We start from the raw sequence: 18,994 nt of genomic DNA, 5'->3' as shown, positions 1-18,994 counted from the left end.
CATGACCCTTCGCGTCCTCGGCTCCCTCCGTCTTTCCGTCGACACGGACGACTCGACCTCGATCTCCCGTCAGCAGGAACACGTCCAACACTGGGTGGACACACCAGGCCGGGAGGCTCGCGTCGTGGCCTGGGCCAAGGACACAGACGTCTCAGGGGGCCTCCACCCGTTCAAGCGGCCTGGGCTGGGCAAGTGGTTCGACGATGACCAAAAGGGCCTCTGGGATGCACTCTGCGTGATGAAGGTAGACCGGTTGAGCCGCGTCGCCCACTTCAGCGAAGTCGTGCAGTGGTGCCAGGAGAACGGAAAGATCATCGTGTCGACCCAGGAAGGGATCGACATGTCGACGCCCATGGGCAAGATGTTCGCCCAGATCCTGGCAGTCTTCGCCGAGGGCGAGCTGGACACCATCAGGTCCCGGGCGATCGACGCCGTCCAGACCCGGCTCACGGCCGGGACCTGGGTGGCTGGCCTGCCGCCCTTCGGCTACGAAATCGTCCCGGTCGGCACCGGGGCAGGCAAGCGCCTCGAACCCATCGACCACTACCGCGAGCTCACAGAGGAGATCGCAAAAAGGGTGCTCGGCGGGGAGAGCCTGCGGTCCGTGGCACGCGATCTCTCCGCCCGAGGTGAGCCGACATGGCTCTCACGTATCCAACCGAACAGTAAGCGGGCCCAGGAGAGCAAGTGGTCGAACTCGTCGATCCGCGGCCTCCTCCTCAACCCCAAGATCGCAGGTCTGTACACCTACAAGGGCGAGATCGTGGAGGACGGCGAGGGCAACCCGCGCCTGATCACCGACAAGCCCCTCCTCGACCTCGCCACCTGGAACAAGCTGGTCCTGAAGCTCCAGGACAACCGGGCGTTCGGCCCAAAAGTCACAAAGAGCCGGGCGATGCTCGTAGGCGTGGCCACGTGCGGCTCGTGCGAGGGGCCGCTGACAAGGGCCGTGTACACCAACCGAAAGCCAGCCGTGGGAGACCGACCGGCGAAAGAGTGGCACTACTCCCGCTACAAGTGCAGCCGGCAGAAGGTCCAGGGCACATGCGCGAGTCCCGCCGCAGTGAACTCGGCGGATCTCGAGGCCGAATTCACCAAGGTGTTCCTGGAGCACATGGGGCGCCTCCCCGAAGCGCGGGAGTTGGTGGCCGACCTGCACGACCCCACATCCGACATCACAGCCACGGAGGCTCGGCTCGAACGCCTCAAGGCCGACTTCGGGGCGGGTAGGTACGACGCCCCGGAGAAGGAAGAGGTCTACTGGTCCCTGCTGAACTCCCAGTCCGCCAAGTTGGCACGCCTGCGCGCTCAACTGGTTGAGTACGAGCAGCAGCGAGGGAAGTTCGCCCTGACCGGACGCACCTTCGCCGACATCTGGAACTCGCGGGACGACGAGGGCAAGCAGTTGTTCCTCAAGCAGCACCAGGTAGCCGTCAACGTGTACCGCGACCCGATTCCCGGCGAGAAATTCGGGTTTCTGGTTCAACTCGGCGACGTTCGGCAAATGGCCCGGGCGATGCACGTCGAGCTGGCGGACAACCTCGTGCACGGGGTCGTCACGTACAACCTGCCGACGCAGGAGCACGTTCTCGCCGGTCAGCTCGACGAACGGCAGCTTCGCATCGGCATGGACGTGATCGACGCGATCGAGGCATCAATGCGGCTGGCCGAACGAGAGCCCCAGTAGCCGACAAGGATCGAGGCATTGCATGGGTTCAGGGACATCCGCCACTTGCCGCCACGCGCCGGACTCGCTCGATCTCGCTTCGGAGGAACTGACGCGCCCTGCGCAGTTCGTCGGCGGCCCTCCCCTGCCCGGTCTAACGGGGTGGTGTACTTCACGATCGCGGCGTCAGAGCACTCATCCGTCAGGGAAACGTCGATACCGGACGGCCACCATGAGAGACCGATGATCTCACTGGCCGCCGGAAGGGACGAAGCTTCCAGGCCCGCAGCATTGCGGAGAGCTGAAGCGATCAGAACTACCTCCGAGGAAGAGGGCAAAGGGAACGACAGCTCCCCTTGCTCGTCGCGTGTCCTAGGTGCTGATTTCTCCGTCACTGCGTCATCTGCGTCTCTCGCGCGCCTGACTTGCGGTTTTGCGTGTCGCAGCGGGTCAGGTCGTGTGTCACTGGCCCGTCACTTGGTTTGTCACTGGTGACGCAGGTGACGCGGGGTGACGCAGCTTTCGTGCTCTTGCGTCACTGGTGTAGCCACAGGTCACATGCCGTTCGCCGGTGTGTCGTGACGCGGGTGACGCAGCGTTCCCCTTGTTAGGAAAAGGGGGTTGGGGTGTCTGTGGTGATGCGCGCCTTTAGAGCGTGAAGAAGGAGCCGCTTCGCGGCACGTCCTTGGCAGCGGCGGCGTTGCCGCCGGAAACAGCAAGAGGAGCACGCCGCGCCCCCGGCCGGGTGCTCCTCTTGCTTGTGCGGGCACAGCCGTGGTGGAGCCGGTTAGAACACAGCGTCCTGCTGCTCCGACGTCGGGGCGGACGGCCGGGTCATCTCGATGTAGCGGGCGGAGTTGGTGCGGCCCCAGTCGACGAGGACGCCGCGGGCGGCGAGCGTGGGTTGCCGCTTGAGGCGGTCGGACAGGACCTTGCCCGTGGTCGGCCAGCCCTTGGGAAGCGGGCGGAAGTCCTCGCCCGTGTAGAGCTGGGTGAGGCAGTGCAGCCACTCGGTCGACGTCATCCGCACTTCCGTTCCCGGAGTGAGGCCGGCAGCGTGCTTGAGGACGGTCTGGGCCAGCAGGTCGCCCTCGATGACGTCGTCGTTGAGGTCATCCAGGCTCGCCCGGTAGGCGTTCAGCGCTCCGAGGCTGGTGGCCGCGTCGAGCTGCGCGCAGAGGTGGGCGAAGTCGGCCATGCGCAGGTCGGTGGGGATGTCGGCCTGCGCGGCCCGGACCTTGACGGTCAGGTCGAGCAGGGACCCGAGGATCACGGGCAGGACCTCTTCGAACTCCGCCCACAGCTCTGCCTCGGTCCGCCGCACCCGCGGGCGTTCCAGGCGGAGCGGCAGGAGCCGTTCGGCGAGGTCGGGGCGGATGACGCCGACGTCGATGCCGGTCAGCAGCAGGGGACGTCGGTAGCGGGAGCGGACGACGTCGCCGTCGGTGAACAGGGCGCGTTTGATGGTCTCGGCTCCGGTGACGATGCAGCACATGAGGTCGGAGAGGTCCGGGGCGAGGTGGGAGAGGTTGTCCAGGGCCGTGACCCAGCCCGCGGCCACGGCGGCGATCAGGTTCTCCTCGTCCTTCGGGGGCCGGCGCAGATCGCTGCTCATGCCCTCGATGATCCGTACGAGCATCCGCCCGCCGGTGGACTTGCCCGCTCCCTGGGGGCCGGTGAGGAACGGGGCGGGGACGGGCACGGACGGGCCGAGGCATCCGATCATGCAGCAGTCCCCATTTTTTCGGAAAGCCTGGTAGGACCTTTTCTACTTCTTCAAGGCGCTCCTGCCGCGCACGGCGCGGCAGCGCGCGGCCCGACGGCTCGGCCCGCGCACCTGTCTTCGCCCGGCACGGCCCGGCCGCCGGCCGCACGCCAAAACGGCGAAGGGTTGACGGTGGAGGAGGCCCGTCGTGGCTGGGGCGGTCGGCTCCACGGCTTTACGCAGCCACCATGGGGCGAGCCTCGAAGATCATGGCCCCGATCGGGCAATTGCGGGCAGGCGAGGAGCCAGCCCGATTCGCGGCCAGCGTAAGGGGCCATGATCTCTCGCCTCATGGCAGCTCCCGCCCAAAGCCGCTCCACCGACCTTGCGCCGTCCCAAACAGCTGCCACCGCGAACCTCCTGGTCACACCTAAGGCCGTCGGCGGCAAGAAGGCCGTGATCACCACCATCACCACTCCCTAGCTTCCCGGACTTTGCGGCGAGCGTCCCGAATATGCGCAGGTCTGAAGGCTGTGGCTTTGCTCCTTGCTGCCTGCGCCTCGGCCGGGCGGTCCAGCTCCTCCAGCACAAGGCCGAGGCTGACCAGGGAGTGGGCGAGCTCGGCGAGGTAGCAGCCGGGGTCTGCCTCAGCCAGGCTACGGGGATCGAACCGAACACACGGTCAGCGATCAGCGGGGGCCGGAACTGGGCAGGTCACACGGGTGACCTGCCCTACCCCGCCCCTAAGGCGGTTGTCCGCCTCGCCTGTCGCGCACAGCCATTAGCCAGTCGCTGGCGTCAGCGTCACGGGCACCTGTCAGCCGCGCTTCAAGGCTGGCTCCACCAGGCCCGTACGCAACGCTTTGACTCCGTCGGTGGCCGCGCCTACGGCTCGAGCACTCCGCGCCTGACCACCCTCACTGCACCGCCCCACCTCGTTGCCCATCTGGCCTGGTCGCCAGAGCAGGGACTGCCTGGCTTCGTTGTGTGTCTGACCGGCACGGTTAAACACACAAGCTCACTGTGAGCGACTGCCACCCGAGATGTTCACCCGTTCGGGCTAAGCGGAATCGCGGCACACGCTATGCGTCCCTACGGTCGGAAGGGACGAGGTTCGGTCATCCGTTCGAGCCCCACAGATTGCGCCTGAAGGAGGCAACCATGCTTCGAATACCCGCTGTCGCCGTCGCGGGGTGCATCGTGCTGGGATTGTCGGCCCCTGCGGCGATGGCCGGCGAACCCATCGGCACCGTCGACCCCAAGACCGCAAAGCCCGGCGAAACCGTCATCCTGACCTTGCGCAACTGCGAGAACCCCAGCGAGGGTGGGCGTGCCGAGGGCGCGCTCATCGGCGGCGAGACCACGGCGAGATCGCCCATCGGGATCACGGAGCTCAAGCCTGACACCACCGGAACGCACCCCTCCGGAACGCTCGTGGGCACAACCAACATAAACGAACATGCCAAGCGCGGAACCACCGAGCGCATCTACTTCGCCTGCAACTCGAATCCGGACAAGGCCGTCGAGACCACCGTCACCATCGCGCCCTAGCTGGTGCGCGCTTCGCGAAGTGGGTCCCGGTGATCACGGCCCACTTCGCGCGAGCGGGTCACGACGCTCCCCGATGGAGAAGGTGCCGCACCGTAAGCGCGGTGGTCCAGCAGTCGGTACCTACCCTGATCGAACTTACAAAGCGGTAGTCAGCGGCAGGACTGACGGCCAAGGGGGAGCTGGTGCCCGTCTCGTGGCAGCCGTGCCAGATGCGTGCCAGAACAGGTGGGGAAGAGGGGTCAGCAGCGGTTACTTCAAGCGCGGTTAGATGTCACCACCTTCCACGAAGAGCTCCAGGCCAGTGGTCCGGGACTTGGCCGTTGTCTGGACCAGGCCGGAGCATCGGGCACGGGACGCCGCCTCTGGTGTTGGCCGCGTTCACAGCTTTCTTGCGCTCGGCCCTGACCCAGGAGTCAAGAAGCCAGATCCGCAGCCAGCGTGAGAGCCCAATTTTTACGCCCCGCTTCCCTTATGACGGGATCACCGACACAGAGCCCGAGTGTGCATTGGCCACGTACACCCGGCGCCCATCCGGGGACACCGCCACCCCTTCCGGCCACACGCCGACCGGGACGGGGACGCCCACGGTCCGGTTCCTCGCGGCATCGATCACCGAAACCGAGCCAGAGCGCGAATTGGCCACGTACACCCGGCCCCCGTCCGGGGACACCGCCACCCCAGACGGCCCCTCGCCAACTCGAATTGGGTCACACATGGTGCGATTCGCAGCAGTATCGATCACGGACACCGAGCCCGAATCGTGGTTAGCCACGTAGACCCGGCGCCCGTCCGGGGACATTGCCACTCCCCACGGCCCCTCGCCGACCGGGACGGGCACGCCCACGGTCCGGTTCCTCACGGTATCGATCACGGACACCGAGCCCAAGGCGTGGTTGGCCACATACACCCGGCGCCCGTCCGGGGACACCGCCACCCCAGCTGGCCCCTCGCCGACCCGGACCGAAGACCCGGATGTAGGCGCGGTGCGCCGGGCGGTGATCGGTGCAGTGGCGGTGGGGGGAGCGACTACGGGATGTGGCTCAGGAGATGAGGTCGCCTCCTGGGGGCCCGCCAGCCTCGGCATCGGGGGTGGTGTGGGCGGCGGCCCGTCCGCCGGCAGGGTCGGTGGCGGCGGCTCGGCGGCGATGAGGGCGAGCCGTCCTGCGGCTTCGGCGCCTCCCATTCTCTGGGCAGGGTCCTTGGCCAGAAGCCCGAAGAGTAGTGGGGTCAGATCCGCTGCCCTGCGCGGCGGGGCGGGGTCTTCGAAGAGCAAGGCGACCAGCGTGGCGTAGTCGGAGTCGCGGTCGAAGGGGCCTCTTCCTTCGACCGCGAAATAGAGGGTGGCCCCCAGCGCGAACAGATCGGCGGCAGGCGTGGGCGGCTCACCGCGGGCACGTTCCGGCGCAATGTAGCGCGGGGTCCCCATCACCTTGGTGGTGTCTGTCAGGCGGGTGGCGCCCGAGTCCTGCTCCAACGCAATGCCGTAGTCGGTCAACAGCACCTTTCCGCCCGCGGGGTGATGCTCGGGCCGCGGGTCCAAGGCAGGGCCAGCCAACAGGATGTTGGCCGGTTTAACGTCCCGGTGCAAAATGCCAAGCCGGTGGCCCTCCCGCAAGGCGTCCAGAACTGCCAGCCCGATCCGTGCGGTCTGAACGGCCGACAGCGGCCCATGGGAACGCACCACCGCATCCAAGTCCGTGGCGCCGGGAACGAACGCCATGACGATCCACGGCAGCCTGTCTTCCTCCACCAGGTCGTGAACAGTGACGACGTGAGGGTGGTCGCGAAGCCGGGCGGCATGACGGGCCTCGCGGCGGGCCCGGGCGATCCGGGCGCTCAACTCTGATTCCGGGACATCTGATGGCAGGGCGATCTCTTTGAGTGCGACCTTGCACGCCAGTTCCTCGTCGTAGGCTAGCCACACGCGGCCCATGCCTCCCGAGCCGAGTCGACTTAGGAGGCGATAACGCCCGGCGATCACGCGCCCCGCAGCCTCACGTCCTCCTGTCACGGCGCTCCCTCTCCCAGGATGGCCAGCAGGGTTTCCCGACGATCATTGAAGCTCCCTCTTCTGGTATCGCACATGCCTGAGGGAGGGGCAAATCATTCGAAGCTTGGACTCGGCCGGCACTAGACGCTGACATGGGGCCAAAATGGTGAGCTCACTCTCCGACGTGACCGGTCACCGAGAGTCTTTCGCTTGGATTGAGCGCTTGGCTGGCAGCGACTAGCAGGCCGGGGGCTGGCATGCGCTCGCGGCCTATCCGTGGACGAGGACTCCGTGTCGTCACGTTCCGAGCCACTGACCAGCGGATACGTGTGGGAGGCACAGGGCCTCCGGAGCCGTGTGCGTCCCTGTTCCTGGGCCGTCTGTGGGCCGTCGAGCAGTGGCCGGTAACGGGCCAACAACGACTAATGAACAACTGCCTGCTGCCTGCACGAGGGCCCCGGTGCGGACCCCTCCAGGGCCCTGCTGGAGCTGCACAAGTTCCTGCGCAACAAGAAGCAGGAGTGGGAGGAGTACCGCAGCGAGGTCACGGCCTTCGAGCTGCGGAAGAACCTGCCGGTGCTGTAAGCGCAGGTCAGGGCCGGTACTGAGCCTGAACCACACTCCGGGCCGACGGTCACCGACCGTCGGCCCGGAGGTGTCTCACTGGCCCTGGGCCGTCTGTGGGCCGTCCGGCGCCGCATCTGCGGCGTCGTCGTACGTTCTGTCTCGCGCGGGGCCGCTCCTGACTTCTCAGACGTCCTCTAGAACGTGATCACCGATACCGAGTCCGAGCCAAAGTTGGTCACGTAGACCCGGCGCCCGTCCGGGGACACCGCCACGCCCTCCGGGAGGTTGCCGACGGGGATGGGGCTGCCCACAGTGCGGTTCGTGGCAGTGTCGACCACCGATACCGAGTCCGAGGCGTAGTTAGTCACGTAGACCCGGCGCCCGTCCCGGGACACCGCCACGCTCCCCGGCTGCGCCCCGACGGGGATGGGGCTGCCCACGGTGCGGTTCGTGGCAGTGTCGATCACCGACACCGAGCCCGAGATGCCGTTGTCGGTCACGTAGACCCGGCGCCCGTCCGGGGACACCGCCAGCCCGGACGCACCGGAGGCGACGGGGATGGGGCTGCCCACGGTGCGGTTCGCGGCGGTGTCGATCACCGACACCGAGTATGAGCCGCCATCGTTGGCCACGTAGACCCGGCGCCCGTCCCGGGACACCGCCACCCCGCGCGGAGACTCGCCGACGGGGATGGGGCTGCCCACGGTGCGGTTCGCGGCGGTGTCGATCACCGACACCGAGCCCGAGATGCCGTTGGTCACGTAGACCCGGCGCCCGTCCGGGGACACCGCCGCCTCCGACGGGTCCGTACCGACGGGGATGGGGCTGCCCACGGTGCGGTTCGCGGCGGTGTCGATCACCGATACCGAGTCCGAGCCGTAGTTGACCACGTAGACCCGGCGCCCGTCCGGGGACACCGCCACGCCCCCCGGGAGGTTGCCGACGGGGATGGGGCTGCCCACGGTGCGGTTCGCGGCGGTGTCGATCACCGATACCGAGTCCGAGCCGTAGTTGACCGCATAGACCCGGCGCCCGTCCGGGGACACCGCCACGCCCGCTGGCTCGTTCCCGACCCGGATCGAGGTCACGGATGTCGGGGCGATGGGTGGCGCAGTGGTGGGCGGGACAGTGGTGGGCGGGACAGTGGTGGCCGGCGGAGTGGTGGGTGGGGCGGTGGTGGGAGCGGTGACGGTGGGTTCAGGGCTCGGGGAGCCGGACTGTGTCAGGTATATGGCGCTGCCTCCCGCGGCCAGTGCCGCCAGCACCGCCCCCGCGATGAGCTTGGTCAGCCGGCGCCTGGATCCCGGCGGGCCGGGCCCCGGCCGGGTCGCGCCGCCTTCTCCTGGGGGCGGGCCGATCGGTTCCACCGGCCCAGTGGGCGGCATGGACTCGGTCGGCGAGGCGGCCAGCTGGCTGTGCGCAGCAAACACCGGGGGCCGCGGGGCCGGTTCCTGGGGGACTGGTGATTTCACGGTGGGTGCCCGCTTGGGCGGCGGCTCCTCTTCCGGGAGGGGCGTTGGTGGCGAAGGGGGAAGGTGGGGCGCGGCGGCGATCTGCGCCAGTCGGCGGGATGCCTCGTCGCCGAACATGCGCTGTCCGGGGTCCTTGGCAAGCAGCCCGAGCACGACCGGGGCCAGCTCCTCTGCTCGCCTGGGCGGGGTGGGCTCCTCGAAGAGCAGGGCGGCCATCGTGGCGTAGTCGGTGTCGCGCTCGAAGGGCCCGGTCCCCTCGAGCGCGAAATACAAGGTCGCGCCGAGCCCATACAGGTCGGAGGCCGGGGTGGGCGGCTCGCCGCGGGCTCGTTCCGGGGCCATGAAGCGCGGGGTCCCGAGGATCTCGGCGGTGGCGGTCAGGCGCGGCTCGCCGGAGCTCAGCTCCAGCGAGATGCCGTAGTCGGTCAGCTGCACCTGCCCGCCCCTGGTGCGGTACCCGGGCCGCGGGTCGGGGCTGGTCAGCAGGATGTTGGCAGGTTTGACGTCCCGGTGCAGGACGCCGAGTCCGTGGCCCTCCAGCAGGGCGTCCAGGACAGCCAGCCCGATCCGGGCCACCTCGGCGGGTGGCAGCGGCCCGTGCTCGCGCACCACCGCCTCCAGGTCGGTGGCGCCGGGGAGGTACGTCATGACGATCCACGGCAGGCCGTCTTCCTCCACGATGTCGTGCACGGTGGCGACATGGGGGTGGTCGCGCAGCCGGGCGGCGTGCCGGGCCTCGCCGCGGGCCCTGGCGACCCGGGCGCTTACCTCGCGATCCGTGAGGCCGTGCGGTAGAGCGATCTCCTTGAGCGCGACCTCGCAGGCCAGTTCCTGGTCATAGGCGAGCCACACCCATCCCATGCCCCCGGCGCCGAGCCGGCGCAGAAGCCGGTAGCGTCCGGTGATCAATCGCCCCGCGGCCTCGTGCGCTCCGGTCATGGCACTGCCTCTTCCAGGACGGCCGGCAGGGTTCCCAGGCGATCACTGCCCCCTCCTCGAAAGCCCCTCTCCAGGTATCGCACACCAGTCAATGGCGGGCAAATCGTACAGAAATGTGCGCGTTTCGCGTTCGGCGGCGTCCGGCTCATGAGCGGGAAAGCGAGAGTGGGGGTACGGGATATGACCGGATACGCGGCGACCGCTGCCAGGTGACGAAGCACAGGTCGGGTGGCATGCACCCCGCCCACCTTCCCGAAAATGGGCGTCTGGCTGCCGTGGACCACGTGCGGACAGAGTGACCCGGAGCGGCCGACAACCACCACTGACAACCGTCCCGCTCTGGCCGCGAGCGACACTCCGGGGCTGACGGTCACCCGACCGTCGGCCCCGGAGGCGTCTCACCGGCCCTGGGCTGTCTATGGTTTGCCCGGCGCCGCATCGGTGGCGTCGTACATGCTGTCCACGGCCTTCCGGGTCCGCCCCTCGCTGCTCGGCATGAGGTGCGTGACCCTCAGCGTGAAGCCGGGGTCGGTGTGCCCGAGGTACGCGCTCAGGGCCCTGATGTTCTCCCCAGCATCCAGCAGTACTGAGGCATAGAAGTGCCGGAGCGCGTGCATGCCGTGCTCGCGAACGGCCTGGTGCCGCTCGCCGGGCTTCGGCTCGGGGATGACGCCGGCCGCCACGAGCGCCCGCTTCCACACGCGCGTGTTGAAGTCGGTTCGGCGGACCACCCCACCGCCGTCTATGCATGCGTGTGAACAGCAGCCGCTTGGTGACGAGCGGGCCGTCAGGCCGCAGCCAGGGCAGCGTGACGGTCACGGGCGGGAACTTCTCCCTGTGCAGCTTGAGGACCTCGGCCACCAGATGGATCCGCCCTGGGGAGTGAGCGGGGAGTGGATCAAGAAAACCGTGCGGATCGCCGCCCACGGGAACCAACTCGTACCAACGCCCTGACCTGCATAGAAGTCAAGTGATGCAGGTCAGCGATCTTTCCGCACATTATTCGGGACGAAGAGGTCGTGGGTTCAAATCCCGCCCCCCGACAGAGAAACACCAGGTCGTGCCCGGTACTGGGAGACCAGCACCGGCCCTGACTTGTTGTGCGACCCCGTTTTGGGAGCCATCTGGGAGCCGGACGCGGGGCCCAGGGCCGTGCTGGGCCGGTCGGGGCCGCTGAAGGTGACCGATGCGGGTGGGATGGAGGTCGTGCAGATCCCCACCGCCGTTGTGGCCCGGAGGGTCGCGGACCGTCCGGGCCGCAGGCGTGGGGTGGTCACTCCTCCCACTCGTCGACGATGACCGTCTCTTCCTCGTCGACGGTAACCGTCTCATCAAAGAGGTTGGCGCCATCGGGGGTGGCGGCGTCACTGAAGGCGCTGCCGGGTTCGGGGATGCCGTCGTGGGGGCCGAAGCTGTCGTCGCAGTAGACGGTGCCGCACTCGTTGACGAAGATTCCGTCGCCGTAACCGTCGGTGAGGGCGTCACTGGTGTAGCCGGTGCCGGGGTCGGTGACGGGGATGCCGTCAGTGGAGTAGCCCTCGCCGCTGTCGTCGGTAACGACGGTTGGCGCGGCCGTGGGGTGGCTCAGGGCCGACGTCGCGGCGGATGCCGGAAGAACGGCAGCCCCGGAGAGCAGCGCGGTCGAGACGACGACCGTCGCGATGCGGGAGTTCCGCCGCTTGGGCTTGGCGTCGGCGTGGGTGTAGATGTCGCGAGTCATGGGTCTTTTCCTGATGATACCGAGGGGTTTTCCTGCCCCTGCCTCGGGAGTGCGGGGTGGGGGTCGGTGGATGGGGTCCGACCGGGACCGCCGTGCGGATGGCCGGCGGTTCGGGGAGGGGGAATCCTCGCTGAGGATTTCTGCCTTACCATGCGGCCTCGTGTCTTTGTCCGGTGAGGCCCGCACGTCCAGTGGGCCTGCGGGGGCACGACTCCGTCACGTCCCGAGAACTCGGGACTTGACGGAGTCGGGGGCGTCGGGTACACGCCCGCGGAGTTGCCGCCGGACGCCCGGAGTGTCGGGAGCCCAGCGGCCGCCGCTGGGGGCGTACGGGTGTCCCTGCTGAAAGGCCTCGGAAGCGCTCTGCAGGCGGGAGCGACCAGCGCTTCACACCGAGGTGAAACGTCCATAAGGGACCGGGACCGCACCGAACTCTCCTGGGGTGGCGATCGCCCCGAGTGAGCAGCGAGTGAGATTCCCATCCGTGTGATCTCAAGAACACGCATGTGAGCTCAGGGCCTAAACGGAACACCGATCGACCATGCCCTCCGGAGCCGCGTGTGCTGAGGCATGTTCTCCAGGGGCTGCCGTTGGCTGATGGCAGCCGTTGACGGCAACGTCATGCACGCAGGAGCATCCCGACGGATGCATGGGCCGCTTCCTGGGCGAGCTGGCCACGCGGGGCCCGTGCTCATGGCTGGTTGGACGAACTTACAAAGCAGATGTCGGCGGTCCCCGTGCCCACCAGCGAGGAGCCCCCAACCGCACGACTGGGGGCTTATCCATGTCGCCTGAGCTCCCCGACTGGCATCACAAAGGAAGCTCACTCCGACGTGCCGAGCGTCGTGGAGCCGATGGACATGGTCGGCGTTCCTCGCGGCCTGTGCAGGTGCAGCCAAACGATTGATGGAGTTCGATCGACAGGTTTGCCACTTCCTGAGCAGCGAGGAGTACGCAGCCGGTCAATCAGGCACGATTGACCGGGAGGACGTCCGGGGAAAGGGCGGCGGCGCGTGCAGAGGCTGATGTCATTCGGCGTCGGTGGTGGCGCCGGCACAGGACCTCGTAGCCAACCTCTACGGGGCGGTTGACGTCGCCCACGACGACCTGTTCGCCCTCGACAACCATCTCCCCGTCGACGGTACGGGCGTTGTGGGTAGCACGTGCGCCGCACCAGCACAGCGCCTCGACCTGGAGCTGCTCTATGCGGTCCGCGAGTTCGATGAGGCGCTGCGAGCCCGGGAAGAGCTTCGTGCGGAAGTCCGTCGTGATCCCGAAGGCGAAGACGTCCATGTCGAGGTCATCCACGATCCTGGCCAACTGGTCGATCTGCTCTGATGCCAGGAACTGGGCCTCGTCCACGATCACGTAGTCCGCTCTCCCACCCTGGGACAGCTCACCGACCACGTACGCATAAAGGTCCATCGCGTCGGTCACCTCGACCGCGGCGGTCACCAGGCCCAGTCGAGACGAAAGCTTGCCCTCGCCAGCGCGGTCCTGGCGGGTGAAAATCACGCTCTGGAGGCCGCGGGCTGAGCGGTTGTGGGTAATTTGCAGCGCCAGTGTGCTCTTCCCACAGTCCATGGTGCCTGAGAAAAAGACCAGTTCGGACATCAGGAAGCAGTGACCTTTCGGGTCATCGGGCGGGCAGCGCCAGTGCATGGCGGATTCCCTAGTGAGAGGGTGCTCTTTCCGCAGTCCATCGTTCCGGAGAAGAACACCAGCTCGGACATAGGGATCTGACGGCCTTTCAGTTGTGCGCGACGGGGGCGGGGGTTTACGAGCGTACTTCGAGGAGCGGGACGAGCTGCTCGACGGGGGTCATGGAACCGTGCATTCCGACCATCGCGGACTCGTTCGGCTCGTTCACCGAGGCGGTGATCACGACATCGTCGCTCGCCGCGGCGACGACGTCCCCGATGCGCCGGTGGACGCGGTCGTCGACCTGGGGCCCGAACCAGCCTGCCGCGATCGCCTCGTCCCGGCTCGCCACCCAGAACCGGTCGCCGAGCACCTCGCGCCAGACGGCGAGCACATCGGCCTCGGCGCCCGGGACGGCGTAGACATGGCGGGCCCGGCCCTCGCCGCCCAGCAGGGCGACACCGGCGCGCAGCTCCCAGTCCTCGTCGAAGTCGATCCGCGAGTCCTCGTCGAAGGGGATGTCGATCATGCCGTGGTCGGCGGTGACGTAGAGGGCGGTGCGCGGCGGAAGCTGTTCGGCGAGGCGCTGCACCAGGCGGTCGACGTACATCAGCTGGCCGCGCCACGCGTCGGAGTCGACGCCGAAGCGGTGCCCCTTGCCGTCGAGCTCGCTGTAGTACGTGTAGACGAGGGAACGGTCGCCGGCGGCGAGCTGCTCCGCCGCGAAGTCCATCCGTTCCTCGCCGGTGAGCCTGCCGTGGAACGTCCCGCCGCTCAGCGCGATCTTGGTGAGGGGGGTGTCCTGGAAGGCTGGGGACGACACCTGCGCGGTGTGCACACCGGCCTCGTCGGCCAGCTGGAAGACCGTCGGGTACGGCTGCCAGACGCGCGGCGAGGTCCACGGCCTCCAGCGCAGCTGGTTCATCAGCTCGCCGGTCTCCGGGTTGCGGGCGGTGTAGCCGGGCAGGCCGTGCGCGCCGGGCGGCAGGCCGGTGCCGAAGGAGGCGAGTGAGGTCGCGGTGGTGGCGGGGAATCCGGCGGTGAGGGGCCGTCCGGTGCCGCCGCACGAGGTGGCGAGGAGCGAGGTGAGGTAGGGCGCGTCGTCGGGGTGGTCCCTTAGCTGCTCCCAGCCCAGGCCGTCGATCAGGAAGACGCAGTTGCGGTCCGCGGGAGTGATCTCCGGGATGGCGGAGTGCAGGCCCGGGACGCCCTGGCCGGCGGCGAGCGTCGGCAGCAGATCGGCGAGCGAGGCGGAGCCGTACGCGGGCACGGGTGCCGAGTCGAGGGCGAGCGGGGCGGGGTCCTCGGGCCAGTAGGTCTGGGTCATCAGCGGGTGGTCGCCGTGGCGGCCGTGGCCTCGGAGAGTGCCTGCGCGAAGGCGAGCGTCTGCCGGACCGTCTCCGGGCCGTCGCCGGCCTCGCTGACACGCAGGCTGAGATCGTCGGCCGTGGAGTTTCCGGTGTAGCCGTGGTCGGCGTCGCAGTTGGGGTCGCCGCAGGCGGCGGGCTCCAGGTCGATACGGGAGACCGCGCCCCAGCCGATGGTGAGGACGACCTCGCGGGGCAGGGTGCCCGGGGTGTACGACTCGGGGTTGGCGACGACACGGCTGACGACGACCGACGAGATCCGGCCGAGCTTGACCGACTCGGTGGAGGTCGTCGCGTACGGAGTCGGGGAGCTGCCGTCGGCGGCCTGCTCGTCGGTGTGGCTGACGATGAAGCGGGTGCTGGTCAGGACGAGGACGGTGACATGGCGGCGGACCTCGTTGGCGTCGAACGTGGTCTCCTGATGGACCAGATACGACGCGATCTGCTCGCCGCCGACAGCGGCCTCCACCGCTTCGGCCACGAGAGCCGGGTAGTAGCCGCTGCGCTCGATCGCCGCGCGCAGCCCCTGGGTCGTCGTACCGGTCTTCGCCATGGGCTCCATCCTACGGGGCCTCGGGACCTGGGAGCGCGGGTGAAGGTGGGGGTCCCCCAGGCCTCCGGCCGAGGGGGAGGTACGAGGGCCGAGCATGGCAAGGCGCGGGAGAAGAGCGCTGGGGGCACCCCCACGTCCGAAGGGCTGTGGGGGAGGTGCTGCGCGCGACGATCCGACGCAGCTGGGGCACCCCGGGCGAAGCTCCCGGGGAGACAGCCATCGCGACGCGACACCGCGCGCCCGGGTTCCGAGGGCCCGCAGGCCCTGTCCGGCCGGTCCGGGCCGCTCAGCCGGTCAGTAGCTGGGTAGCCTCCGCGGGCCGAGGTCGGTGCGGGGCGGTGGCGGGGCGAGCCGTACCGAGGCGCTGAGCACCGAGAGGCCGTGCTCGGCGACCACGACCGGTTCGAGACTGATGGCGACCACTTCCGGATGGTCGTCGACCAGCCGGGAGACACGGAGGAGCAGTTCTTCGAGGGCGGCGGCGTCGACAGGCGCAGAGCCGCGCCAGCCGAAGAGGAGCGGGGCGGTCCGGACGGACCGGATGAGCTCGGCGGCGTCGCGGTCGGTGGCGGGGACGAGGCGGTGGGCGGTGTCGCCGAGCAGTTCCGTGGCGGGGCCGGCGAGTCCGAAGGACAGCACGGCGCCGACGGCCGGGTCGATGGCGGCGCGGACCACGGTGTCCACACCGCGGGGGACCATCGCCTGCACGACGGGCTCGAGCTCCTCGGACTTTCCGAAGGTATCGGTCAACTCGGCGTACGCCTGGCGCACTTGGTGCTCATCGGCGAGGTCCAGGCGTATGCCGCCGAGGTCGGCCCGGTGACGCAGGTGCGGGGCGGTGGTCTTGAGGGCGACGGGGTAGCCGAGCCGGGCTGCGGCGTGGGCGGCCGCGTCGGGGGTGGGCGCGGGCCGTACCGGCCGTACGGCGATCCCGTACCGCCCGAGCAACTCCCTCGTGTCGTCGTCCGCGAGGGTGACGCCCCGGTCCCCCGGGACTCCGTCGAGCAGCCGCTCGATGAGCGTGGCGGCCCCGCTCTCGTCGATGTCCTCGTACTGCGGCACCTTCCCCGGCTCGGCGGCATCCCGCCGCCACTGTGCGTACCGCACGGCCTCGGCCAGCGCCCGCACGGCACGCTCGGCTGCCGGATATGCCGGAATCCAGCGGTCGGCGACCGGTCCGCGCTCCGGGTGGGTCTCTCCGGGCGTCGTGGCACCGGCCGGGAACGGGTCCGGCCGCACCGGTGCGGCCGGACCGGTGCGGGGCCCGGGGCCCGCCGGGGGCCGGGCGCTCGACTGCGGTGCGGGCAAGGGCCCGCGCGCCTGGGCGGCGAGGGTGTCGGCATCGGCTCCCGGGCCGGCTGACGGGCGTGGAGGCGCCGAACTCGTCGCCGCGGAGAGCGCCTCGGCCAGTCCGCCGAGTTCGACGTGGACGACGACGACCGGCTTCGCCGGGGCCGTCGCGGCGGCGGCGCGCAGCGCCGCGGCCAGGACCTCACCGTCGCCGGATTCCGTGACGCCGTTGTCCCCGACCCAGGGGATCGCGTTGACGACCACCGCGTCGCACGCCTCGTCCCGAAGCGCTGCCACCAGCGCGTCGCAGAAGTCCTGCGGCGTCGCCTCCGTCGTCAGGTCGCGCGGCGGCAGCGGCCGCAGCCCCTCCGTGAGGCAGGCGTCGTACGTCAGCAGGCCGAGCGACTCGGAGTTGCCGAGGATCGCCACCCGCGGGCCGGCGGGCAGCGGCTGCCCGGCCAGCAGCAGCCCCGCGTCGACGAGTTCGGTGACCGTGTCCACCCGGATGACGCCCGCCTGCCGTAGCAGCTCCGCCACCGTCTCATGGGGAATCCGCGTCACCGGCACCGCGTGCCCGGGCGGCGCGCTGCCGCTGTGCCGCGCGCCCTTGACCACCACGACCGGCTTGACCGCCGCCGTACGCCGGGCGAGCCGGGTGAACTTCCGCGGGTTGCCGATCGATTCGAGGTAGAGCAGGACGACGTCGGTGTCCTGATCCTCGTACCAGTACTGCAGGAAGTCGTTCCCGGAGACGTCGGCGCGGTTGCCGGACGAGATGAACGAGGACAGCCCGGCACCGCGCCGGTGCAGCCCGCTGAGGAGCGCTATGCCGATCGCACCGGACTGGGTGAACAGCCCGATCCGCCCGTGCGCCGGGCTCTCCGGCGCGAGCGACGCGTTCAGCCCGACGGCGTCCGCCGTGTTGATGATCCCGAACGCGTTGGGCCCGATGATCCGCATTCCGTAGGAGCGGGCCTGCCGCACCAGTTCCCGCTGCCGATCGAGTCCTTGCGCACCGCTCTCCGCGTACCCGGCGGCCAGCACGACCAGGCCCTGCACCCCGTGCTCGCCGCAGTCGGCGACGACCTCCGGCACTCGTTCGGCCGGTACGGCGACGACCGCGAGGTCGACAGGCTCGCCGGTCTCCGCGACGATCTGCGCGACCGATCGGAAGGCGGGCACGCCGTCCAGCTCGTTCATGTCCGGGACGAGGGCGCGATTCACCGCGTACGTTCGCCCGGTGTACCCGGCTTCGAGCAGATTGCGCAGCACCGTACGGCCCACTCCGCCGGGCGCTCGGCCTGCCCCGATCACGGCCACCGACCGGGGCGCGAGCAGCCGCTGCACCGACCGCGCCTCGGCCCGCTGCTCCCGCGCGCGCTGCACAGCGAGCGACCTGGCCGTCGGTTCGAGGTCGAGTGTGAGATGGACGGACCCCTCCTCGAAACTGCGCTTCTGTGTGTACCCGGCGTCCGTGAAGACCTTGATCATCTTGTTGTTCGCGGGCAGCACCTCCGCCGCGAACCGCCGGATGCCCCGCTCCCGTGCGACCGCCGCGATGTGCTCCAGCAGGGTGGACGCAACGCCCCTGCCCTGGTGGGCGTCCTGCACCAGAAAGGCGACCTCGGCCTCGTCGGCGGGCGCCGACGCCGGCATGCCGTCGGCGTTGATGCGGTCGTAGCGGACGGTCGCGATGAACTCGCCGCCCACCGTCGCGGCGAGTCCCACCCGGTCCACGTAGTCGTGGTGAGTGAACCGGTGCACGTCCTTCGCGGAGAGCCGCGGGTAGGGCGCGAAGAAGCGGTAGTACTTCGACTCGTCCGAGACCTGCTCGTAGAAGCTGACGAGCCGCTCGGCATCCTCGGTGGTGATGGGCCTGATGCGCGCGGTGCCACCGTCACGCAGCACCACGTCGGCTTCCCAGTGGTCGGGGTACGCGTGATCCGACGGGGTCTGCATGGGGCAAGAGTACGGCCAGGACACCGGTCGCGAACCCGGATGCGCCGGGGCAGGCTGGGGGCACCCCCAGAGGGCCGGCCGGCGGGCGCACCCGGACCGGAGGCCGGTTCGGGAGCACTCCGCAACCCATGAGAGACTGGTCTAGACAACCGCTGAGACTTCGAAGGGCAACACCATGGCTGAGCGCCGCGTCAATGTCGGCTGGGCCGAGGGCCTGCACGCCCGCCCCGCCTCCATCTTCGTTCGTGCCGCCACGGCCTCCGGCGTCCCGGTGACGATCGCCAAGGCCGACGGTGCACCGGTCAACGCCGCCTCGATGCTCGCCGTGCTGGGCCTGGGCGCGCAGGGCGGCGAGGAGATCGTGCTCGCCTCGGACGCGGACGGCGCGGACGCCGCCCTCGACCGTCTGGCGAAGCTGGTCGCCGAGGGTCTCGAGGAGCTCCCCGAGACCGTCTGAGTCCCCCTCGAATTCGCGGCGGAGCCGCGGCCCTGAATTATCGGGCCGCGGCTTCTTCGTTTATCCGCGCATCCGTCACCAGGGCAGCGAAGAACAGGCCACCCATAAATAGCTGCT

At 69.3% G+C, this 18,994-nt stretch carries 11 protein-coding genes and 3 pseudogenes; 5 read left to right on the top strand and 9 right to left on the bottom strand.

The window, feature by feature from the left end:
- The first annotated feature begins 1 nt into the window (after position 1).
- On the top strand, positions 2–1,687 hold the full coding sequence (locus tag ACZ6ZQ_RS32475) for a recombinase family protein (RefSeq protein WP_469772096.1): 1,686 nt from the start codon (positions 2–4) through the stop codon (positions 1,685–1,687).
- A gap of 766 nt (positions 1,688–2,453) precedes the next feature.
- On the opposite strand, the pseudogene ACZ6ZQ_RS32470 reads toward ACZ6ZQ_RS32475, so the two are convergent.
- Positions 2,454–3,392: pseudogene (locus tag ACZ6ZQ_RS32470) on the bottom strand (ATP-binding protein); the annotation flags it as partial.
- A 315-nt stretch (positions 3,393–3,707) separates the two neighbouring features.
- Between ACZ6ZQ_RS32470 and ACZ6ZQ_RS32465 the strand changes: the two are divergent.
- Complete coding sequence (locus tag ACZ6ZQ_RS32465) at positions 3,708–3,854, top strand: hypothetical protein (RefSeq protein ID WP_469772095.1); 147 nt, start codon at positions 3,708–3,710, stop codon at positions 3,852–3,854.
- Positions 3,855–4,532: 678 nt separating this feature from the next.
- Positions 4,533–4,922, top strand: coding sequence for a hypothetical protein (locus ACZ6ZQ_RS32460; protein ID WP_469772094.1), 390 nt, complete (start codon positions 4,533–4,535; stop codon positions 4,920–4,922).
- 469 nt (positions 4,923–5,391) lie between these two features.
- Here ACZ6ZQ_RS32460 and ACZ6ZQ_RS32455 read toward each other — a convergent pair whose 3' ends face one another.
- Positions 5,392–6,855, bottom strand: a complete 1,464-nt coding sequence (locus ACZ6ZQ_RS32455; protein WP_469772093.1) for a serine/threonine-protein kinase — start codon at positions 6,853–6,855, stop codon at positions 5,392–5,394.
- Between the two features lie 555 nt (positions 6,856–7,410).
- On the opposite strand from ACZ6ZQ_RS32455, the pseudogene ACZ6ZQ_RS32450 reads away from it, so the two are divergent.
- A pseudogene (locus tag ACZ6ZQ_RS32450) lies at positions 7,411–7,497 on the top strand (glutamine synthetase); the annotation flags it as partial.
- Between the two features lie 176 nt (positions 7,498–7,673).
- Here ACZ6ZQ_RS32450 and ACZ6ZQ_RS32445 read toward each other — a convergent pair.
- The 7 genes and pseudogenes from ACZ6ZQ_RS32445 to ACZ6ZQ_RS32415 form a co-directional block, all read right to left on the bottom strand.
- The gene (locus ACZ6ZQ_RS32445) at positions 7,674–9,890 is read right to left on the bottom strand and encodes a protein kinase domain-containing protein (protein WP_469772092.1); all 2,217 of its coding nucleotides are present in this window, start codon (positions 9,888–9,890) and stop codon (positions 7,674–7,676) included.
- 416 nt (positions 9,891–10,306) lie between these two features.
- Positions 10,307–10,751, bottom strand: a pseudogene (locus ACZ6ZQ_RS32440) (site-specific integrase); the annotation flags it as partial.
- Between the two features lie 412 nt (positions 10,752–11,163).
- Positions 11,164–11,610, bottom strand: a complete 447-nt coding sequence (locus ACZ6ZQ_RS32435) for a hypothetical protein (protein ID WP_469772091.1) — start codon at positions 11,608–11,610, stop codon at positions 11,164–11,166.
- 966 nt (positions 11,611–12,576) lie between these two features.
- Complete coding sequence (locus ACZ6ZQ_RS32430; RefSeq protein ID WP_469772090.1) at positions 12,577–13,224, bottom strand: thymidine kinase; 648 nt, start codon at positions 13,222–13,224, stop codon at positions 12,577–12,579.
- 163 nt (positions 13,225–13,387) lie between these two features.
- On the bottom strand, positions 13,388–14,578 hold the full coding sequence (locus ACZ6ZQ_RS32425) for an alkaline phosphatase family protein (RefSeq protein WP_469772089.1): 1,191 nt from the start codon (positions 14,576–14,578) through the stop codon (positions 13,388–13,390).
- The gene (locus ACZ6ZQ_RS32420) at positions 14,578–15,171 is read right to left on the bottom strand and encodes a DUF5998 family protein (RefSeq protein WP_469772088.1); all 594 of its coding nucleotides are present in this window, start codon (positions 15,169–15,171) and stop codon (positions 14,578–14,580) included. Before ACZ6ZQ_RS32420 ends, ACZ6ZQ_RS32425 begins: the two co-directional genes overlap by 1 nt.
- 294 nt (positions 15,172–15,465) lie before the next feature.
- Positions 15,466–18,420 (bottom strand): bifunctional acetate--CoA ligase family protein/GNAT family N-acetyltransferase, encoded by a 2,955-nt coding sequence (locus ACZ6ZQ_RS32415; RefSeq protein WP_469772087.1) that lies wholly within the window; start codon positions 18,418–18,420, stop codon positions 15,466–15,468.
- Between the two features lie 175 nt (positions 18,421–18,595).
- Here ACZ6ZQ_RS32415 and ACZ6ZQ_RS32410 point away from each other — a divergent pair, with 175 nt between their 5' ends.
- Complete coding sequence (locus tag ACZ6ZQ_RS32410; protein ID WP_453663478.1) at positions 18,596–18,877, top strand: HPr family phosphocarrier protein; 282 nt, start codon at positions 18,596–18,598, stop codon at positions 18,875–18,877.
- Positions 18,878–18,994: the final 117 nt, after the last annotated feature.

It is taken from the genome of Streptomyces sp. NPDC053673 (assembly GCF_055585225.1).
The sequence above is the reverse complement of the archived record's forward strand: the minus strand, read 5'-3'. Positions and strand labels throughout refer to the sequence as shown.

Excerpts from the sequence above, each read along its gene's own strand:
- ACZ6ZQ_RS32420 (WP_469772088.1), bottom strand. The coding sequence starts at position 15,171 with ATGGCGAAGACCGGTACGACGACCCAGGGGCTGCGCGCGGCGATCGAG.
- ACZ6ZQ_RS32410 (WP_453663478.1), top strand. The coding sequence starts at position 18,596 with ATGGCTGAGCGCCGCGTCAATGTCGGCTGGGCCGAGGGCCTGCACGCC.
- ACZ6ZQ_RS32475 (WP_469772096.1), top strand. The coding sequence starts at position 2 with ATGACCCTTCGCGTCCTCGGCTCCCTCCGTCTTTCCGTCGACACGGAC.
- ACZ6ZQ_RS32445 (WP_469772092.1), bottom strand. The coding sequence starts at position 9,890 with ATGACCGGAGCGCACGAGGCCGCGGGGCGATTGATCACCGGACGCTAC.
- ACZ6ZQ_RS32425 (WP_469772089.1), bottom strand. The coding sequence starts at position 14,578 with ATGACCCAGACCTACTGGCCCGAGGACCCCGCCCCGCTCGCCCTCGAC.
- ACZ6ZQ_RS32435 (WP_469772091.1), bottom strand. The coding sequence starts at position 11,610 with ATGACTCGCGACATCTACACCCACGCCGACGCCAAGCCCAAGCGGCGG.
- ACZ6ZQ_RS32430 (WP_469772090.1), bottom strand. The coding sequence starts at position 13,224 with ATGTCCGAACTGGTCTTTTTCTCAGGCACCATGGACTGTGGGAAGAGC.
- ACZ6ZQ_RS32415 (WP_469772087.1), bottom strand. The coding sequence starts at position 18,420 with ATGCAGACCCCGTCGGATCACGCGTACCCCGACCACTGGGAAGCCGAC.
- ACZ6ZQ_RS32460 (WP_469772094.1), top strand. The coding sequence starts at position 4,533 with ATGCTTCGAATACCCGCTGTCGCCGTCGCGGGGTGCATCGTGCTGGGA.
- ACZ6ZQ_RS32465 (WP_469772095.1), top strand. The coding sequence starts at position 3,708 with ATGATCTCTCGCCTCATGGCAGCTCCCGCCCAAAGCCGCTCCACCGAC.
- ACZ6ZQ_RS32455 (WP_469772093.1), bottom strand. The coding sequence starts at position 6,855 with ATGGGCCGCGTGTGGCTAGCCTACGACGAGGAACTGGCGTGCAAGGTC.